Consider the following 18,061-nt stretch of genomic DNA (forward strand, 5'->3'; position numbering starts at 1 on the left):
TTACGTCTTTGGGAGGAACGAAGTGCGGGCGTTGTTGCAACGAATATCAAAAGCCAGAGTGTCGGTCGACAGCACCGTGATTGGCGCATCCGGTCCAGGACTTATGATCCTTGTTTGCGCGATGCAGGGCGACACCGAGGCGCGCGCGGAAAAGCTGGCTGAGAAGACCGCCAAGTTGCGAATATTCAAGGACGAAGCGGGCAAAATGAACCGTTCCTTGCTGGATATCGAAGGATCCGCTTTGGTGGTCAGTCAGTTTACACTGGCAGCGGACACATCAAGCGGCAACAGGCCCGGGTTCTCAACTGCGGCCACGCCTGAACTTGGCGAACATCTTTACGAGGTGTATGCACGCCGCCTCGCGGCGCAGGGTATTGCAGTGGAATCCGGGCAGTTTGGGGCAGACATGGCAGTTGAGCTCGTCAACGACGGGCCGGTCACAATCTGGGTTGAAAATTAATGGATATCGAACAGAAAGCAGTCCAGCTGTGGCAGGTCGGGGTTGATGCCGTTGGCGGATACAAAGCCACTGAAGCCGCCTTGCCCGGCATCCCTAAACCGGACAGAATTCTGGCCGTGGGTAAACCAGCCGCTGCCATGGCGCTGGCGGCTCTGTCGCATTTCGGCCCAGTGCCGACGCTTGTCGTCACCAAAGACGACCACGGCCGCGATTTGCCGGGCGGGGTCGAGGTAATTGAAGCATCACATCCTGTTCCGGACGACCGCAGCCTTGCAGGCGGGCGCGCCTTGCGTCTGGCCATGGAGCAAATGGAGCCCGGATCACATGTATTGCTTCTGGTCTCGGGCGGCGCGTCGTCCTTGGCTGAGGACCTTATTCCCGGAAAATCGCTTAGTGACCTTGAGGCTTTGAACCGCAAGCTACTGTCCAAAGGGCTAGATATCCACGCTATGAATGCCGAACGTCGCAATCTGTCGCGCATCAAAGGCGGGGGCTTGCTGTCGCATTTTTCCGGAGCTCGCGCAACGGTTCTGGCTATCTCGGATGTGCCCGGGGACGATCTGAACGTCATCGGTTCGGGTATCGGCGCGTTACCTGATGCCTGCAGCTTCACCGCTACCACGCAGATCGTGGCCTCAAACGCACATGCCCGCGATGCTGCCGCTGGCGCTGCGGAAATGGCCGGATTAAAGGTTTGGTCCAATGAAGAAGCCTTGCACGACGATTATTTGCAAGTCGCATCGCGTCTTGGGCCGGTTCTGCGCGGAATGAAAAAGGGGGTAGTGGTCTTTGGAGGTGAGCCAACCGTGGTTTTGCCGGACTGCCCCGGACGGGGTGGCCGAAATCAGGCGCTGGCGCTTGCGTTGGCAAAAGAGATTTCCGGTCAGACAGGCATTGTGGTGGTCGTAGGTGGCACAGACGGTACAGATGGCCCGACAAGCGCGGCGGGTGGAATCATAACTGGCACAACCTGGGCCGAGAACGCAGAAACCGCCCTTCGCGACGCCGACAGCGGTACGTTTCTGGACGAATCCGGTGCCTTGCTGAAAACCGGGCCAACCGGGACCAACGTCATGGACCTGATTGTCGCAATACGTGCATGAATTGACGCCTTCCCCCACACCTTGGCGGAGGAAGACGCCAAAACTGACCAATAATGCAGGCTTTGTTTGAGCATCCTCAACGCAGAGAATAGGCTGTCGGTAAAAAACTGCGGGCTGTCTTCTTCAGCATTCAGGAGAAATGCCCTTGCCCGGTCGGCTGAAATGAGCCAACGTTGACTCATGCGTCAACAAAAGCCCGAAAAAGGGCTGGAACCACTCAATAGGGAGATCACTAGATGAACGAACAAATCACGCATATGGCCGGTCAGGTCACAGCCGGAAAAATGACCCGCCGCGAATTCATGGGGAAAGCCGCAGCCCTGGGTGTTTCGGCGGCCATGGCCAGCACGATGTTCGCGGACGCTGCGCGCGCGGCAGGCCCGAAAAAGGGTGGCGATCTGAAGCTGGGTCTTCAGGGCGGTGAATCTACCAACTCACTGGACCCGGCGACTTATGCAAGTTCGGTCCCCTACATGAACGGGCGTCATTTCGGCGATACACTAGTTGAAGTTGCAGCGGATGGCACCATCGAATCCCGTCTGGCAGAAAGCGTTGAAGGTAGCGCGGACGCCAAGGTCTGGACCTTCAAGCTGCGTCAGGGTGTCGAGTTCCACAACGGCAAGACCATGACCAGTGAAGATGTGCTGAAGACCATGGAACGCCATTCAAACGAAGACTCGCAGTCTGGTGCGCTTGGCATCATGAAGGGCATCGAATCGATGAAGGCCGATGGCGACAACTTCCAGGTCACTTTGACCGAAGCAAACGCTGACCTGCCTTATCTGCTGTCTGACTATCACCTCGTAATTCAGCCAGATGGCGGCATGGAAAATCCTGGTGCCGGTATCGGGACCGGCCCCTATCAGGTCGAGGTTGACGAGCCCGGCGTACGGCATGTGTTTACCAAATTCGCCAATTACTGGAACGATGACGGCCATTTCGACTCCGTCGAAAACGTTGTGATCAACGATGCGACTGCCCGCACGGCGGCATTGCAGTCCGGTCAGGTTCAGTTGGCAAACCGCATTGAGCCCAAAGTGGCAGACCTGCTCGGCCGTGCGCCCAACATCACTGTGCAGTCGACTCCTGGACGTGGTCACTATGTGTTCATTATGCATTGCGACACGGCGCCGTTCGACAACAACGAACTGCGTACGGCACTGAAATACGCCGTCAACCGGGCAGATCTGGTGGACAAAGTGCTGCGCGGCTACGGCTCGCTCGGGAACGACATGCCGATCAACGCTGCCTACCCGTTGTTTGATGAAACAATCGAACAGCGCGAATTCAGCATTGAAAAGGCGGCCGAGCACTACAAAAAGTCCGGTCATGACGGTTCGCCGATCATTCTGCGTGTTGCAGACGGGGCATTCCCGGGTGCAGTCGATGCAGCGGCACTGTTCCAGCAAACCGCGGCTCAAGCCGGAATCCCGCTGGAAATCAAGCGTGAGCCCAATGATGGCTATTGGTCCGAAGTTTGGAACGTACAGCCCTTCTGCGCGTCCTACTGGGGTGGCCGACCGGTACAAGATCAGATGTATGCGACCGCGTATCTGTCAACTGCAGACTGGAACGACACACGGTTCAAGGTTCAGGCCTTCGACGACCTGTTGTTCGCAGCGCGTGCGGAACTTGACGCAGATAAGCGCAAGGGTATCTACAGCCAGATGGGTCACATGGTCCGCGATGAAGGCGGCCTGATCTGCCCGATGTTCAACAACTTCGTCGATGCATCCAACAACACACTGGACGGTTGGGAAACTGACCCGAATGGCGAACTGATGAACGGTCAGGTTTCGCGTAAGATGTGGTTCGTCTGATACGGGTCACGGATATATGCATCCCATTATCAAATTGGTTTTCCAGCGCCTCGCGCTGGGAATCCTTTTGCTGTTTGGTGCTTCGGCCCTGATCTTTGGCCTGACCGAAGCCCTTCCCGGAGACGCCGCGCAAGCCGTCCTGGGGCAGTCCGCCACTCCTGAATCGCTTGCAAACCTCCGAGAGGAAATGGGCCTGAACCGCCCGGCCCTGACCCGCTATTTCGAATGGCTGGGTGGGATCGTCCAGGGTGATCTGGGCCAATCGCTGACCAACAAACTTGATATTTCCGAAAGCATCGGAAAACGTCTTGGAAACACCTTGTTCCTGGCCTGTGTGGCTGCGATCGTGTCCGTTCCGCTTGCGATTTTTCTGGGGCTGCTAGCCGTTCGGTTTCGCAACCGCTGGCCGGACAAGCTGATTTCAGCCATCACGCTGACGACGGTTTCAATCCCGGAGTTTCTGATCGGCTACGTGCTGGTCTACTTCATCTCGGTAAAGTTGGGATGGTTCTCGTCGCTGGCTATGATCAACGACACCATGACGTTGGGACAAAAACTCTACGCCATCGCTCTGCCGGCATTTGTGCTTACACTGGTGGTCCTTGCGCAAATGATGCGCATGACGCGGGCAGCCATTCTGAACCTTATGCAATCAGCATATATCGAGACAGCCGAACTTAAGGGCCTGAGCACATTTCAGGTCATCGCGCGGCACGCCTTTCCTAACGCAATCTCACCAATCGTGAATGTCGTCATGCTGAACCTGGCCTATCTGGTGGTGGGTGTTGTCGTGGTCGAAGTTGTGTTCGTCTACCCTGGCATGGGGCAGTACCTTGTGGATGCGGTGACCAAGCGTGACGTGCCGGTTGTTCTGGCCTGCGGCGTGGTGTTTGCGGCTGTCTACATCGGCCTGAACATGGTTGCGGATATCGTCTCGATCCTTGCCAACCCAAGACTGAGGCATCCGAAATGAAAAACATTCCTCTTTCGGCTCTGATTGGCCTTATGTTCACTGGCGCCTATTTCTTCGTTGCAATCGCAGCCCCGTTGATCGCGCCTTACGGGATGGCGGAAGTGGTCGGCGACGTATGGGAGCCAGCCAGTGCCGAGCACCTGCTGGGCACTGACAATATCGGTCGCGACCTGCTGACCCGCATGATCTACGGCGGGCGTACGACAATCTTCATTGCCGCCGCCGCGACACTCCTCAGCTTTCTGACCGGCACCTCGCTGGGACTGTTGGCCGCCGTTATGGGCGGATGGGCAGATCAGGCGCTTAGCCGGACAGTCGATCTGATCATGTCGATCCCGACGCTGATCCTCGCACTGGTCATTCTGGCCATCGTTCCGGTCACTGTCCCGATCCTGATCCTGGTCATGGGTCTATTGGATGCGACGCGCCCATATCGTCTTTCGCGATCCGTTGCGGTCGATATCAACGTGATGGATTACGTTGAAGCCGCCAAATTGCGTGGTGAGGGGCGAGTTTGGATCATCTTCCGGGAAATCCTGCCGAACGCACTGTCGCCCTTGGTGGCCGAGTTTGGCCTGCGGTTCATCTTCATGGTTCTGTTCATCTCAACCCTGTCTTTCCTCGGGCTGGGCGTTCAGCCACCGCTTGCCGACTGGGGTGGCATCGTGAAAGAAAACAAGGACGGCATCGTCTATGGCATTGGCGCGGCTCTGTACCCCGCTGTGGCCATCGCGACGCTGGCGATCTCGGTCAACCTTGTGGCTGATTGGGTCCTGAACCGTACCACATCGCTGAAAGGAGGCCGGGGATGAATGATACCCTTCTCAAGGTCCGCGACCTCAAAATCGGCGCGACCGTCTATCCGCCGGGTGAAAAACCCCAGGACATCGAAATCGTGCACGGGGTCAGCTTTGACCTCGAGCGCGGCAAGGTGCTGGGGCTGATCGGGGAATCCGGCGCCGGTAAATCCACTATCGGTCTCGCCTCAATGGCCTACGGCCGGGGCGGTGTTGAAATCACCGGCGGCGAGGTTTGGGTTAACGGACGTGACATTCTGAAGTCGTCGCATGGCGATGTCCGCAATCTGCGCGGGGGTGAGGTTGCGTATGTCTCGCAATCCGCCGCCGCGTCGTTCAACCCGGCCAAGAAAATCATGGATCAGGTTGTCGAAGCCGCGGTCGAGCACAAGAAGTTCTCGCGCAAAGAGGCCGAAGGCCGCGCGCGCGAATTGTTCGCCAAGCTAGGCTTGCCCGATCCTGACAACATCGGCAGTCGCTATCCGCACCAGGTGTCGGGCGGTCAGCTACAGCGTTGCATGACTGCGCTGGCGTTGTGCCCCGAGCCTGATCTTGTGGTGTTCGATGAACCGACCACCGCGCTGGATGTAACCACGCAGATCGACGTTCTGATGGCGATCAAGGAGGCCATTCGCGATACCGGCGTTGCGGCGCTTTACATCACGCACGACCTAGCTGTCGTCGCACAGGTCAGCGACGAAATCATGGTCTTGCGGATGGGTGTCACCGTTGAATATGGCTCCACTGATCAGATCATTAACAACCCGCAGGAAGAGTACACTCAGGCGCTGGTCTCAGTCCGCTCGATCGAACACGAAGAAAAACAGCCCACGCCGGAACCGGTGCTCAGCGTCGAGGGGATCACCGCGCGCTACAAGGGGTTGAATTTCGACGTGCTGCACAATGTCAATGTCGAGCTTCATCCGGGGCAAACACTGGCGGTTGTGGGCGAATCCGGTTCGGGTAAGTCGACACTTGCGCGGGTGATCACCGGCCTGCTGCCGCCGCGCGACGGTGAGATCACTTTTGCCGGGCGCAAGCTTTCGCCGGACTTGGCCGGACGTTCTCGCGAGGACCTGCGCGAGTTGCAGATGATCTACCAGATGGCAGACGTGGCAATGAACCCACGTCAAACTGTCGGCACGATCATTGGCCGCCCGTTGGAGTTCTACTTCAACATGCGCGGCGCCGAGAAGCGCAAGCGGATCATCGAACTGTTGGATGAGATCGAGCTGGGCGAAAAGTTCATGGATCGCTATCCAGCAGAATTGTCCGGCGGTCAGAAACAGCGTGTCTGTATCGCGCGGTCACTGGCGGCCAAGCCCAAGATGATCATCTGTGACGAGGTGACTTCGGCGCTTGACCCACTGGTGGCGGACGGCATCCTGAAACTGTTGCTGGACTTGCAGAAGATCGAGGACGTGGCCTATCTGTTCATTACCCACGATCTGGCAACGGTCCGGGCGATCAGCGACAGCATTGCGGTAATGTATCAAGGTCGCGTGGCCCGATATGGACCCAAAAGTCAGGTGCTGAGCCCGCCGTTCGACGACTATACCGACCTTCTGCTCAGCTCTGTGCCCGAAATGCATCTGGGCTGGCTGGAAGAGGTTGTCGCCCATCGCAAGATGGAAAGCGCCGGAAACTGATCCGGTTCGTGACAGTTTGATGAAGGATTGAAATCCCGGCATTTTGTCTGATGACAGGTGTCGGGATTTTGCTATTGGAGACGTTAATTGGCAGCCCAAGGATTACGAATCTCATAGGGTCGTCTGAACGCAATCATTCTGCAAGGGCCTCGACATGGACCGCAAGCTTCTCCTTATTATTCTGGACGGTGTCCCCTATCGCAACTTTCGCCGCTTGTTCGGCAATCTCGAAGGCTGGGTCGACAGCGGCGAAGCGCGGGTTTGGAAACTGCGCGCGGTGCTGCCCTCAACTTCGGCCAGCTGCTACGCATCGATCCACACGGGCGTAACACCGCAAGAACATGGCTGCACCGGAAACGGCAATGTGTTCCGACTGAGCCACAAGGACGTCTTTAGCCAGGTGCGTGAAGCAGGTGGCGTGACCGGGGCCGTCACACACAGCTACTGGTCGCAATTCTTCAATCGTCATCCGTTCGATTACGTCCGGGACATCGAATATGACGAACCCGAAAGCCAGACGATCAACCATGGCCGTTTTCACAGCATGACCGGGTACGGCAAACACAACCAGATGACGCCGTCTGACGTCGATCTGTTTGGGACACTCACCAATCTGTGCCTGCGCTTCGGGTTGGATTACGGCATCCTTCACACCTGTACACTTGACAGCATGGGGCACCGGTTCTTTCACGATTGCGCAGAAATGGATCATGCCTGCTTTGTTGCTGACGAGATGCTGGCCCCCTTCATTCCCCGCTGGCGTCAGTTGGGTTATGAGGTGATCGTCACCGCCGATCACGGTCAGGATGAGCGCGGCCATCACGGTGGGCGCGGTCCGCTGCAACAGGAAACGGCGCTGTACTATTTTGGTGACGCAGAAGGGCCTGACGCAGAGACCATGATCGACCAGTTGCAACTGGCTCCGACGATCCTCAGCCGCATGGGCGCCCCGATCGCCGAGACGATGAAGGCCAAGTCATTCCTCAAGTAAGGTGATACTTTCGGCATGTCTGAACGTGAAAACCGCGTTCAGACATGAGAGGATCTTCTTGGCTGTGATCATTTCGATATTCCAATGACGCCCATGGGCCATGCGACTGACACTAACCGAAGGTTAGCGCATCAAATCGCGACATCCTTGCCGCGGTGGTGCCTCGTCGCAAGTTCAATTGCGCCAGTCAGTTGGCTGCGAATCCGTGCCAGAATCAGAAGGTCGAATGTAAGCTTTTGACAGTTTGGTTGCACCACAGCCTAATCATAGGTCCAAATCCCCTGCCCCAGCGCTTCAATTGCAACCGAGATGCGTTCGAAACTGTCGGCGGCGCGTTTAACTGTCGTTCTCGCACGCAGGTAGCCGTGAACAAGACCGGGTTCATTGATCCAGTGGGCCTGCCCGCCAGCCGCGATGATCCTCCCACAATAGACCTGCCCGTCATCGCGCAGGGGGTCACATTCCGCGGTCACAACTACGGTCGGGGGAAGGTTGGAGAAATCGCCATCCTGTAAAGGCGCATAAGTCGGATCGCCCTTGGGCTGGTCGCCCGCGCATCGGACAGTTTCATAGAATTTGATTTCGTCCAGTGTCAACAAAGGGGCGTGGGCGTGCTCCAGATAGGATCCCTGCGCGCGGTCGCCGCCGAGACCGGGATAGATCAATACTTGCCCAAGGATGCCGTCCAACCGTCCGCGTGCATGGTGGGCTACTGCGGCGGCCAGGTTCCCGCCGGCACTGTCACCAGCCAAAATTAGCGGATCACCATATTCACCTGCCGCCCAATTCGTCGCCGTCCAACAGTCATCGAATTGCGCAGGATGCACATGTTCGGGACACAGCCTGTAGTCAACCGAGATTACGCGATACCCGGTCTGGGCGCACAACTCAGCGCAGACATCATCATGGCTGTCGAGACCACCAACAACGAATCCACCACCATGAAAATAGACAATGGTTCGGGTTGGTTGTCCTGCGGTGTAAAGGCGGACCGGAACGCCATCCGCCGTCCGATCCTGTGTTTCCACGCCAGTTGGGTGCGACTGATGAAAATCCTGACACATGGTATCATAGACACGGCGTTGGTCTTCGATGGACATCTCAACCGCGTCATCGGGATAACTTTCAGACGTACGACGTATGAACGCCCAGGTTTCTTCGTCGATCAGGCGTTCATAGTCCATTGTCCCTCCGGCTTATTCAGACCATTCCCATGGCCGGGTATATGCCCCCAGCACTTTCGAGACATCGTCTTCTGAAGAACCGTTCGCGTCAAGCTGCGCGACAAGGCCACGTTTTTTGTCGTCAATCACCGAGATAACCCGCGCCGCGCTGCCTGCGGACTCAAGTGCGCCATTGTAGATGCGGGTGATGGCCTGCTTGCGTAAATCGGGTTTGAATACCTTGCCGACCGCAGTTTTCGGCAGCTCATCCAGAATGGTCATGTGCTTGGGCTGCGCCGCGCGTTCATGCACATGAACTTTGCAGTATTCCATCAGCTCTTTTTCGGTGACCGAGGCACCGTCGACCAGTTCGACAAAGGCGCAGGGCACTTCGCCGGAATGCGCGTCCGGCTGACCGATGGCACCGGCAAAGGCAACAGCATCATGACCCAGCAATGCCTCCTCAATCTCGGCCGGGTCGATATTGTGGCCGCCGCGGATGATCAGATCCTTGGCACGCCCGGTGATCCACAGATAACCATCTTCGTCGAACCGTCCCAGATCGCCCGTGCGAAGGTATTTGTCGAAGTGGTAAAGACCCACATTCTTGTCGGCCTCGGTATAGGTATTGCCCGGATAGACACCCGGGTTCGAGATGCAGATCTCACCGATTTGATCCGTGCTGCATTCGGTCGGACCATCCGGCCCGTCTTGCAGAATTTTCACGTCCGTATAAGGGAACGGGATACCGATCGAGCCGATCTTCTTCTCGCCATCCACCGGGTTGCATGAGACCAGACATGTGGCCTCGGTCAGGCCATAGCCCTCGACAATTGTGACGCCTGTGGCCTCTTCGAAGCGGCGGAACAACTCCACCGGCAATGGAGCGGAGCCCGAGAAGGCGGTTTTCACACTAGAGATATCCGCATCCACTGGGCGCTGCATCTTGGCCGAAATCGCGGTAGGTACCGTGATGATAAAGCTCACCTTCCAACGTTCGATCAACTTCCAGAAATTGTCGAATACCCCTTCGCCGCGATATCCCTGTGGGGTCGGGAAGATCACATGCGCACCCGAGGACACCGCCGCCATCATGATGACATGCACGGCAAAGACGTGGAACATAGGTAGCGGGCACATGATGACGTCGTTCTCGTCAAACAGCAATGTGTTACCCAACCAGCCATTATAGACCAGGCCGGAGTATTTGTGCTGCGCCACTTTCGGCATACCGGTTGTACCGCCAGTATGGAAATAACAGGCGACACGATCTTCCTTGCTGTCTTCGAAGGTCAGTGTCGTCGGCTGTTTGGCCAGTTCCTTGTTGAAATTCTTGTAGTCCGCATGGGCCAGTTTTTCCTTGTCACCCATCTTGGGGCGCAGGAACGGCACCAACCACGACTTGGGTGGCGTCAGATACCGGTTCAGGTCAATCTCCAGAATGGTTTTGACCTTGGGTGCGTGGCGAACGGCCTCTTCAACCTTCTGGGCGACATCCGTTTTCGGGAAAGATTTCAGCGTCACCACAACCTTGGCGCCGGTCTCGCGCAGGATCGCTGCAATCTGTTCGGGTTCCAGCAGCGGGTTGATCGGGTTCACAATCCCCGCAACCGCACCACCCATCATGGTGACCAGCGTCTCGTTACAATTTGGCAGCACATAGGCAACCACGTCGTTCTCGCCAACACCAAGCGAGCGGAACAGGTTCGCCGACTGATTGACCTGGGCCAGAAGCTCAGACCAGGTCAGGGTTTCGGCCTTGTCATCGGGGCCGGAAAAAAGCTGGAAACTTATGGCATTGTGGTTCGGGAATTTCCCCGCCGTGCGCGACAAGAGCTGATGGAAGGTGACAGGCAGATCCCGATCCTCCCACGACATTTCCTGTTCCATGCGCTTCTTGTCTTCCAATCCCACAAAGGCCATGTGGTTCCTCCCGTATATTCTCCCGCATTTTGCACGGGCTTGTTGTTCGCAACCAAGATGGAAGCAAAACAAACCTCGCGCAAGCGAGGCCTTAGCCTTCAAAGGGGGTAAAATGTAGAATGACGCAGCGGAGATTCCGTAAATGCCGGAGCGTCACTCTTATTCTGCGGCGACACCGTCGGTGAACTGTAACCTTGCAAGACGTGCATAAAGCCCGTCCTGAGACACCAGATCATCATGGCTGCCCTGTGCCACGATGCGCCCGTCTTCCAATACGACGATGCGGTCGGCTTTCTTTACGGTTGCCAGTCTATGCGCAACGATCAGGGTCGTGCGTCCCGCGCGCATCTGGTCCACCGCGCCCTGTACTGCCCGTTCGCTTTCCGCATCAAGGGCCGAGGTCGCCTCGTCCAGCAGCAGCACCGGTGCATCACGCAAGATGGCACGCGCGATTGCGATACGTTGTTTCTGTCCGCCGGACAGCATGACACCACGCTCGCCGACAAAACTGTTATAGCCTTCAGGCAAGGCGGTAATGAACTCATGTGCAGCGGCGGTTCGAGCGGCGGCTTCGACTTCGGCATCAGTCGCGTCCAGACGACCAAAGCGAATGTTTTCCAGGGCCGATGCTGCAAAGATCACCGGATCCTGAGGCACCAGAGACATATAAGTGCGGAAATCTGACCGATCCAGTTCTCGCAGGTCATGGCCGTCCAGCGTGACCCGGCCCATGTTGGGATCATAGAACCGTTGGATCAATTGAATAATGGTCGTTTTACCCGCACCCGACGGTCCGACAAATGCAACGGTTTCGCCCGGATTTACGTGAAGCGACAAATGATCCAGCGCCACCGTATCGGGGCGCGCGGGATAGCGGAAGCTGACATCGTCGAACCGGATTTCGCCCTGAATGTCTTTGGGTAGCATCGCCGGTTTGGCTGGATCAATTACCGTGTCTTCGGCATTCAGCAACTCGACCAGACGTTCAGTGGCCCCGGCAGCGCGCTGAAGTTCGCTCCAGATCTCGGACAGGGCCGCGACCGAACCTGCCATGATGATCGAATAGATCACAAACTGGATCAGGACGCCTTCGCTCATCAAACCGTTGCGGACATCATTCGCACCCATCCACAGAACCCCAACGATGCCTGAGAACACCAGAAAGATCACAATCACCGTCAGGACCGCGCGGGTCTGAATACGGCGCAGAGAAACCCTATACGAAGTCTCCGTCATCTCGCCGAATTGCCGACGACTGGCCTGTTCATGGGTAAATGCCTGTACAGTCTGCACCGCGCCCAAAGCCTCACCCGCGTTTCCGGATGAAGCCGCAATCCAGTCCTGATTCTCGCGGCTGATCACGCGCAGCCGACGCCCCAGAACCAGAATCGGGACCACAACAACCGGGATCAGCAACAAGACCAACCCGGTCAGTTTGGCCGAGGTCAGCAGCATCAGCACCAACCCACCAATGAACATAAGCATATTTCGCAACGCTATGGACACGGATGAACCCAGGACCGATTGGATCAACGTCGTGTCTGTGGTGATCCGGCTTAACACCTCACCAGTCATGACGCGCTCGTAGAATTCCGGGCTCATGCCGATAACACGATCAAACACCGCCTTGCGGATATCGGCCACCACCCGTTCGCCAAGACGGGTCACTAGCGCGTATCGGATCCCCGTGCCAACAGCCAGAACAGCGGCAATGACCAGCGCGGCCAGAAAATACCAATCTAGAAGTTCACCGTCCTGAATACGGAAATTGTCGACCACACGCCGGACCGCCAGTGGCAATGTCAGTGTCATGCTCGCCGTCAGAATCAACGCCAGCGTCGCACCGATCATCAATATTTTGTAGGGTTTCATGAACGGCCAGAGCGAACCCAGTACCCCAAGTTTCTTCGAGCCGGCGCGCTCTTCGGTGGCTCCGGGGGCTGCAGCATGCGCTGGTTTGTCGGCGGGTTGTCTTGCCATGTCGGGCCCTTGTGTCCTGATCGGTGCTGAGTGATCGCTTTCTTGGCCTTAGCGGCAGAGTTGGTCAAGCATCACAACCAAAATCGTCGGTCCGACAGGGCCATTTGACGCAGAAACTCAGGAAGGGAATGGAGCGGGTAGACGGAATCGAACCGACATAGCCTGCTTGGAAGGCAGGGGCTTTACCATTAAGCTATACCCGCAAATGGTTTGCGCTGGTTAAGTCATGCGCCCGGGCGCGTCAAGCCGGAAGTGCGAAAATTCACGCTATCAAATTTGCGAAATCGCCCGACTTGCTTCTGAGGTTTCAATCCAGGTTTCGAAACAATCGCGTCGAGGAGAAAAACTGCTCCAGCTCCTCGATCCGCTCCTTGCTTTCTTCCCACCGCGCCTCTTGCACTTCGGCAATCAGCGTTTCCGATATCAACTGTAAGGCAATTGTCGAATCCCAACTGGACGGGGCCTCGACCAGCGCGTGAAACGTATAATTGGCAGCCTTGCCAATCGGTGATCCCCATTGATCTGTGAACAGAACAACTGTCACGCCGCGGCTTGAGGCGACCTGTGCCAGTTTCTCCAGATGCGCCTCGTATCGTCGAATGTCGAAGATCACCAGAACGGACGACTCGTCCATATCCAGCAGATACTGCGGCCAGACATTCGCCGAATTGCCCAACATCGTCACATTGGGCCGGATGATCTGCATGTGATTGAAAAGGTAATCCGCGTTCGATCGGGTGATGCGCCCGCCCACGACATAAAGATGGCGATCTGTGTCTGCCAAAAGCTGGGCAACTGTATCGAACATCTCTTTATCCAAACGTTCCAGCGTGTGGCGTATGTTTGTCCAAACAGCCTGCGCAAAACGCGTTGTCGGGTGTTCGGCCTCGTCATCGACAACCCATGCATCCCGTTTCGAGATCGGCTTTTTTATCTGTTCTGCCACCTCTTCACGCAGTGCATCCTGCAGGTCCGGAAACCCGTCGAACCCAAGCTTGCGCGCCATACGAATAACGGTTGGGGTCGAAACCTGAGCTGCAGCCGCCAGCTTGGTGATCGATTGCAAGCCAGCCATCGGATAGTCCTGCAACAGGATTGACGCCAACTGACGCTCGGAGCGTGTGAGATCTTCCAGCTCATCTTGTATCCGCTGTTTGACAAGTTTTGCAACGGTGGCCATCGGAACTCTCGTTTCTCGAATTTGTTACAGGATATGTTTGTTTGTAATTTTGTCTACAGAAATTTTCTTGACAGGTGAGAAGTCACTGTAACAAATGTTACCCATGCTTCACGAAACCGAGTCATCTTTGCTAATGCCGACAGAAGCCCCGGCAGCCCGCGTGCTGAATGCGCATGGCCGCGCGCATGCTGTGCTGATATGCGAACATGCAAGCCGGTTTATTCCGGCGGCCCTCAACGGATTGGGGTTGGATGAGGCCGCTGCATCCTCTCATGCCGCGTGGGATATCGGCGCGCTGGATCTTTCGGTGGAATTGATGGGTGCACTGGATGCGCCGCTGGTCCATTCGCGCGTCAGTCGCCTCGTCTATGACTGCAACCGCCCGCCCGAACGCATAGATGCCATGCCGCGGGTCAGCGAAGTGTTTTCCGTTCCCGGCAATGCAAATCTGACCAATGCGCAGCGCGAACAACGCATACGTGACGTCTATGAGCCGTTCGCACAGTTGGTTTCCTCCACTCTGGATACACGACCCGAACCACCGGTTGTTATCACAATCCATAGTTTCACGCCGGTCTACAAAGGAAAACCTCGATCAGTAGAGCTGGGCATTCTTCACGACGAAGACGACCGCGCGGCCCAACTCATGCTGCGGCACTCAGAAAGCTCGGGGCTACACGTGGCATTGAACGAGCCTTATTCGGCCACGGATGGCGTCACGCACACGTTGCGCGAACATGCGATCAGGCGTGGACTTCCGAATGTCATGATCGAAATACGCAACGATCTGATCGACACACCAACAGGCGTAAACCACATTGCAGGGCTGCTGACGCCGATCCTGCAATCGGTCGTCACCGCGTTTTCGCACGCAGAGGCGAAACCATGAGAGCAGAGGTATCGAGATGAAATTCATGCGGGGATACGTGGCGGCCATTGACCGCACGAACCGCTGGATTGGGCGCGTTGTCATGTATGGCATTTTCGTCATGATGGGCATTCTGCTCTGGTCCTCGATTTCGAAAACCTTCTTTCTGCCATCGCTCTGGACACTGGAAATGGCTCAGTTCGCCATGGTGGCCTATTACATTCTGGGCGGCCCTTATTCGATCCAGATGGGGTCCAACGTCCGCATGGACCTGCTGTACGGCGAATGGTCCGACCGCCGTCAGGCATGGACGGATGCGATCACCGTCTTTTTCCTGATCGTGTACCTGGGCGTAATGATCTATGGCGGCTACGACTCGCTCAGCTATTCGCTTCAATATGGCGAGCGTAGCCCGACCGCGTGGCGCCCCTATCTCTGGCCGATCAAGGTTATCATGGTCGTCGGACTGTTCCTGATGTTGCTTCAGGCAATCTCGGAACTCTTCAAAGATATTTTGCGCCTCAAGGGCGACGACATCCCGCGCGAGGTGATCTGATGTCTTATGAACTGATCGCCATCCTGATGTTTTCGACCATGATGCTGATGCTGCTGACCGGGCAGCGGGTGTTCGGAGCCATTGGCTTTGTTGCCGTGATGGCCGCCTTGTTCCTGTGGGGGGATCGCGGTGGTTATGACATTGGCTTTTCGGCCGCCATGAAACTGATGAAATGGTACCCGCTACTGACGCTGCCGATGTTCATCTTCATGGGTTACGTGCTGGCCGAATCCAAAATCGCAGACGATCTGTACAAGATGTTCCACGTTTGGATGGGCGGCTTGAATGGCGGTCTCGCGATTGGCACGATTGGTCTTATGGTGCTGATTTCGGCCATGAACGGGCTGAGTGTCGCAGGCATGGCCATTGGCGCGACCATTGCGCTGCCTGAGTTGCTGAAACGCGGATATGACAAAAAGATGGTGACAGGGGTGATACAAGCCGGATCGTCACTGGGTATCCTTGTACCGCCATCCGTCGTGCTGGTTCTTTATGCGATGATCGCGCGTCAGCCGGTTGGCCAACTTTGGTTGGCTGGGTTGCTGCCGGGCTTGATGATGGCTGCGATGTTCATCCTCTACATTGTGATCCGCTGCCGCATTAACCCGGCATTGGGGCCTGCTCTGTCAGCCGAGGAACGCGACGTGCCAATGGCAGAGAAACTGCGCCTGTTGCGTGCCGGCCTTCTGCCTTTGGGTATTTTCGCCGCAATGATGGTGCCCTTCGTCAATGGCTGGACCTCGCTGGTCGAAAGTTCGGCCATCGGCGCCTTGACGGCTTTCGCAGCCGCCATCCTCAAAGGTCGTATGACACGCAAGGTTTTCGAAACCTCAGTACGGTCAACGCTGGGCATCACGTGCATGTTCATGTGGATCATCCTCGCTGCGCTGGCATTCGGAGCCGTATTCGATGGGCTGGGCGCGGTGCGTGCAATCGAAAACCTGTTTACTGAACGCCTGGGATTGAACCCGTGGGTGATCCTGATTTTCATGCAGCTCAGCTTTATCCTGATGGGCACTTTCCTTGATGATACTGCTATGCTGGTCATCGTTGCGCCACTTTACGTTCCCTTGGTCGGCGCGATGGGATTCGATCTGATCTGGTACGGCGTGCTCTATACGATCACGACCCAGATCGCCTATATGACACCGCCCTTCGGTTACAACCTGTTCCTGATGCGCGCGATGGCGCCGCCAGAGATTTCGCTGCGCGACATCTATGGATCGATCCTGCCCTTCGTGATTGTGATGACGCTTGCACTGGCGATCATAATGACCTTCCCGCAAATCGCGTTATGGCTGCCTGAATACGTTTACAACAAATGATCCCGGATCAAACCGGGGCGTCGCGGGGGCGATCCCCGCATAACTGAAACTGACCAACGGAGAGAGAGAATGACGAACAGACGTACATTTCTGAAAGGTGCCGCGGCGGCCCCCGCTGCTGCGCTGGCGACGCCTGCATTGGCGCAATCGAAGATAACGTGGCGGATGCAAACATATGCCGGTCCGGCATTGGCAGAACACGTGATCGATCCTGCCATCAAGATGTTCAATGACATCGCCGGCGACCGCATGCAGATTGAGCTGTTCTACGCAGACCAGCTTGTGCCCACAGGCGAGTTGTTCCGCGCAATGCAGCGCGGCACAATTGATGCGGTACAGTCGGATGATGACTCGATGGCCTCGCCCACCGAAGTCACGGTGTTTGGTGGGTATTTCCCCTTCGCATCGCGTTACTCATTGGACGTGCCGGTTCTGTTCAACCAGTACGGCTTGAATGAAATCTGGGACGAGCAATATTCGGCAGTCGGTGTAAAACACATCTCGGCCGGTGCGTGGGACCCTTGCCACTTTGCGACCAAAGATCCGATCAATTCGCTTGCGGATCTGCAGGGTAAGCGCATCTTTACCTTCCCGACTGCAGGCAGGTTCCTGACCCAGTTCGGTGTTGTACCGGTGACCCTACCTTGGGAAGATATCGAAGTTGCGGTTCAGACAGGTGAATTGGACGGGATCGCCTGGTCAGGCATTACCGAAGACTACACCGTGGGCTGGGCAGATGTGACCAACTACTTCCTGACCAACAATGTGTCGGGCGCTTGGGCGGGTCACTTCTTCGCCAACATGGACCGTTGGAATGAATTGCCGGAAGATCTTAAAACACTGTTCAAGGTCTGCACCGACCAGTCACATTATTACCGCCAGTGGTGGTATTGGGGCGGAGAAGCCTCATTGCGCGTGAACGGCGACAAGCTGAAGCTGACCACAATCCCGGATGATGAATGGGCAACCGTCGAGGACGCGGCTGTCAAATTCTGGGACGAAATTGCGGCCGAGTCTGAGACAAAAGCGAAAGTTGTCGAAATCTTCAAACAATACAACGCCGACATGCAAAAGGCCGGTCGGCCATATCGCTACGGTTAAGAAAACTATCTACTCAACCTGCCCCTTTCGTGGGGGCAGGTCTATCAGGACGAATGGTCGAAAACTCAATTCGGCAAAGATAAAGGTGGCACATGCTCACGTTCGAACATCTGAAGGCTCAGGTATCTGAGGGTTTGTTGGACACTGTATTGGTGTGCATGGTTGATATGCA

15 protein-coding genes and 1 tRNA gene are annotated in these 18,061 nt (G+C 56.4%); 11 read left to right on the plus strand and 5 right to left on the minus strand.

Going from position 1 to position 18,061, the window contains the following annotated elements; translation table 11 throughout:
• Window positions 1–22: 22 nt before the first annotated feature.
• The 7 genes from dtd (at window position 23) to Q0816_RS02345 (ending at window position 7,793) form a co-directional block, all read left to right on the plus strand.
• Window positions 23–460, plus strand: coding sequence for a D-aminoacyl-tRNA deacylase (gene dtd, locus Q0816_RS02315; RefSeq protein WP_298847194.1), 438 nt, complete (start codon window positions 23–25; stop codon window positions 458–460).
• Entirely contained in the window at window positions 460–1,563 is a 1,104-nt protein-coding gene (locus Q0816_RS02320; RefSeq protein WP_298847196.1) for a DUF4147 domain-containing protein, read from the plus strand. The genes dtd and Q0816_RS02320 overlap by 1 nt, the downstream gene beginning before the upstream one ends.
• 236 nt (window positions 1,564–1,799) lie before the next feature.
• Complete coding sequence (locus Q0816_RS02325; RefSeq protein WP_298847198.1) at window positions 1,800–3,383, plus strand: ABC transporter substrate-binding protein; 1,584 nt, start codon at window positions 1,800–1,802, stop codon at window positions 3,381–3,383.
• Window positions 3,384–3,399: 16 nt separating this feature from the next.
• Window positions 3,400–4,356, plus strand: coding sequence for an ABC transporter permease (locus tag Q0816_RS02330; RefSeq protein WP_298847200.1), 957 nt, complete (start codon window positions 3,400–3,402; stop codon window positions 4,354–4,356).
• On the plus strand, window positions 4,353–5,168 hold the full coding sequence (locus Q0816_RS02335) for an ABC transporter permease (RefSeq protein WP_298847201.1): 816 nt from the start codon (window positions 4,353–4,355) through the stop codon (window positions 5,166–5,168). Before Q0816_RS02330 ends, Q0816_RS02335 begins: the two co-directional genes overlap by 4 nt.
• Window positions 5,165–6,802 (plus strand): ABC transporter ATP-binding protein, encoded by a 1,638-nt coding sequence (locus Q0816_RS02340; RefSeq protein ID WP_298847203.1) that lies wholly within the window; start codon window positions 5,165–5,167, stop codon window positions 6,800–6,802. The genes Q0816_RS02335 and Q0816_RS02340 overlap by 4 nt, the downstream gene beginning before the upstream one ends.
• Before the next feature lie 154 nt (window positions 6,803–6,956).
• A complete protein-coding gene (locus Q0816_RS02345; protein ID WP_298847204.1) occupies window positions 6,957–7,793 on the plus strand; it encodes an alkaline phosphatase family protein in 837 nt (278 codons plus the stop codon).
• A gap of 260 nt (window positions 7,794–8,053) precedes the next feature.
• Here Q0816_RS02345 and Q0816_RS02350 read toward each other — a convergent pair whose 3' ends face one another.
• The 5 genes from Q0816_RS02350 to Q0816_RS02370 all read right to left on the minus strand — a co-directional run bounded on the left by Q0816_RS02350 (window position 8,054) and on the right by Q0816_RS02370 (window position 14,039).
• On the minus strand, window positions 8,054–8,977 hold the full coding sequence (locus Q0816_RS02350) for an alpha/beta hydrolase (protein WP_298847206.1): 924 nt from the start codon (window positions 8,975–8,977) through the stop codon (window positions 8,054–8,056).
• 12 nt (window positions 8,978–8,989) lie between these two features.
• On the minus strand, window positions 8,990–10,879 hold the full coding sequence (locus tag Q0816_RS02355; protein WP_298847208.1) for an acyl-CoA synthetase: 1,890 nt from the start codon (window positions 10,877–10,879) through the stop codon (window positions 8,990–8,992).
• Window positions 10,880–11,038: 159 nt separating this feature from the next.
• The gene (locus Q0816_RS02360; RefSeq protein ID WP_298847210.1) at window positions 11,039–12,859 is read right to left on the minus strand and encodes an ABC transporter transmembrane domain-containing protein; all 1,821 of its coding nucleotides are present in this window, start codon (window positions 12,857–12,859) and stop codon (window positions 11,039–11,041) included.
• A gap of 129 nt (window positions 12,860–12,988) precedes the next feature.
• Window positions 12,989–13,062: transfer RNA gene (locus Q0816_RS02365), tRNA-Gly, on the minus strand.
• 104 nt (window positions 13,063–13,166) lie between these two features.
• Entirely contained in the window at window positions 13,167–14,039 is an 873-nt protein-coding gene (locus Q0816_RS02370) for a MurR/RpiR family transcriptional regulator (protein ID WP_298847213.1), read from the minus strand.
• A gap of 103 nt (window positions 14,040–14,142) precedes the next feature.
• On the opposite strand from Q0816_RS02370, the gene Q0816_RS02375 reads away from it, so the two are divergent.
• From Q0816_RS02375 to Q0816_RS02390, 4 genes are all read left to right on the plus strand, one after another.
• The gene (locus tag Q0816_RS02375; RefSeq protein WP_298847216.1) at window positions 14,143–14,928 is read left to right on the plus strand and encodes an N-formylglutamate amidohydrolase; all 786 of its coding nucleotides are present in this window, start codon (window positions 14,143–14,145) and stop codon (window positions 14,926–14,928) included.
• A 16-nt stretch (window positions 14,929–14,944) separates the two neighbouring features.
• On the plus strand, window positions 14,945–15,463 hold the full coding sequence (locus Q0816_RS02380) for a TRAP transporter small permease subunit (protein WP_298847221.1): 519 nt from the start codon (window positions 14,945–14,947) through the stop codon (window positions 15,461–15,463).
• Window positions 15,463–16,788 (plus strand): TRAP transporter large permease subunit, encoded by a 1,326-nt coding sequence (locus Q0816_RS02385; protein WP_298847224.1) that lies wholly within the window; start codon window positions 15,463–15,465, stop codon window positions 16,786–16,788. Before Q0816_RS02380 ends, Q0816_RS02385 begins: the two co-directional genes overlap by 1 nt.
• 69 nt (window positions 16,789–16,857) lie before the next feature.
• On the plus strand, window positions 16,858–17,889 hold the full coding sequence (locus Q0816_RS02390) for a TRAP transporter substrate-binding protein (protein WP_298847227.1): 1,032 nt from the start codon (window positions 16,858–16,860) through the stop codon (window positions 17,887–17,889).
• Window positions 17,890–18,061: the final 172 nt, after the last annotated feature.

This window comes from uncultured Ruegeria sp. (assembly GCF_947497005.1).
Classification (GTDB): Bacteria; Pseudomonadota; Alphaproteobacteria; order Rhodobacterales; family Rhodobacteraceae; genus Ruegeria.

Excerpts from the sequence above, each read along its gene's own strand:
- Q0816_RS02320 (WP_298847196.1), top strand. The coding sequence starts at position 460 with ATGGATATCGAACAGAAAGCAGTCCAGCTGTGGCAGGTCGGGGTTGAT.
- Q0816_RS02325 (WP_298847198.1), top strand. The coding sequence starts at position 1,800 with ATGAACGAACAAATCACGCATATGGCCGGTCAGGTCACAGCCGGAAAA.
- Q0816_RS02330 (WP_298847200.1), top strand. The coding sequence starts at position 3,400 with ATGCATCCCATTATCAAATTGGTTTTCCAGCGCCTCGCGCTGGGAATC.
- Q0816_RS02335 (WP_298847201.1), top strand. The coding sequence starts at position 4,353 with ATGAAAAACATTCCTCTTTCGGCTCTGATTGGCCTTATGTTCACTGGC.
- Q0816_RS02340 (WP_298847203.1), top strand. The coding sequence starts at position 5,165 with ATGAATGATACCCTTCTCAAGGTCCGCGACCTCAAAATCGGCGCGACC.
- Q0816_RS02345 (WP_298847204.1), top strand. The coding sequence starts at position 6,957 with ATGGACCGCAAGCTTCTCCTTATTATTCTGGACGGTGTCCCCTATCGC.
- Q0816_RS02350 (WP_298847206.1), bottom strand. The coding sequence starts at position 8,977 with ATGGACTATGAACGCCTGATCGACGAAGAAACCTGGGCGTTCATACGT.
- Q0816_RS02355 (WP_298847208.1), bottom strand. The coding sequence starts at position 10,879 with ATGGCCTTTGTGGGATTGGAAGACAAGAAGCGCATGGAACAGGAAATG.
- Q0816_RS02360 (WP_298847210.1), bottom strand. The coding sequence starts at position 12,859 with ATGGCAAGACAACCCGCCGACAAACCAGCGCATGCTGCAGCCCCCGGA.
- Q0816_RS02370 (WP_298847213.1), bottom strand. The coding sequence starts at position 14,039 with ATGGCCACCGTTGCAAAACTTGTCAAACAGCGGATACAAGATGAGCTG.
- Q0816_RS02375 (WP_298847216.1), top strand. The coding sequence starts at position 14,143 with ATGCTTCACGAAACCGAGTCATCTTTGCTAATGCCGACAGAAGCCCCG.
- Q0816_RS02380 (WP_298847221.1), top strand. The coding sequence starts at position 14,945 with ATGAAATTCATGCGGGGATACGTGGCGGCCATTGACCGCACGAACCGC.
- Q0816_RS02385 (WP_298847224.1), top strand. The coding sequence starts at position 15,463 with ATGTCTTATGAACTGATCGCCATCCTGATGTTTTCGACCATGATGCTG.
- Q0816_RS02390 (WP_298847227.1), top strand. The coding sequence starts at position 16,858 with ATGACGAACAGACGTACATTTCTGAAAGGTGCCGCGGCGGCCCCCGCT.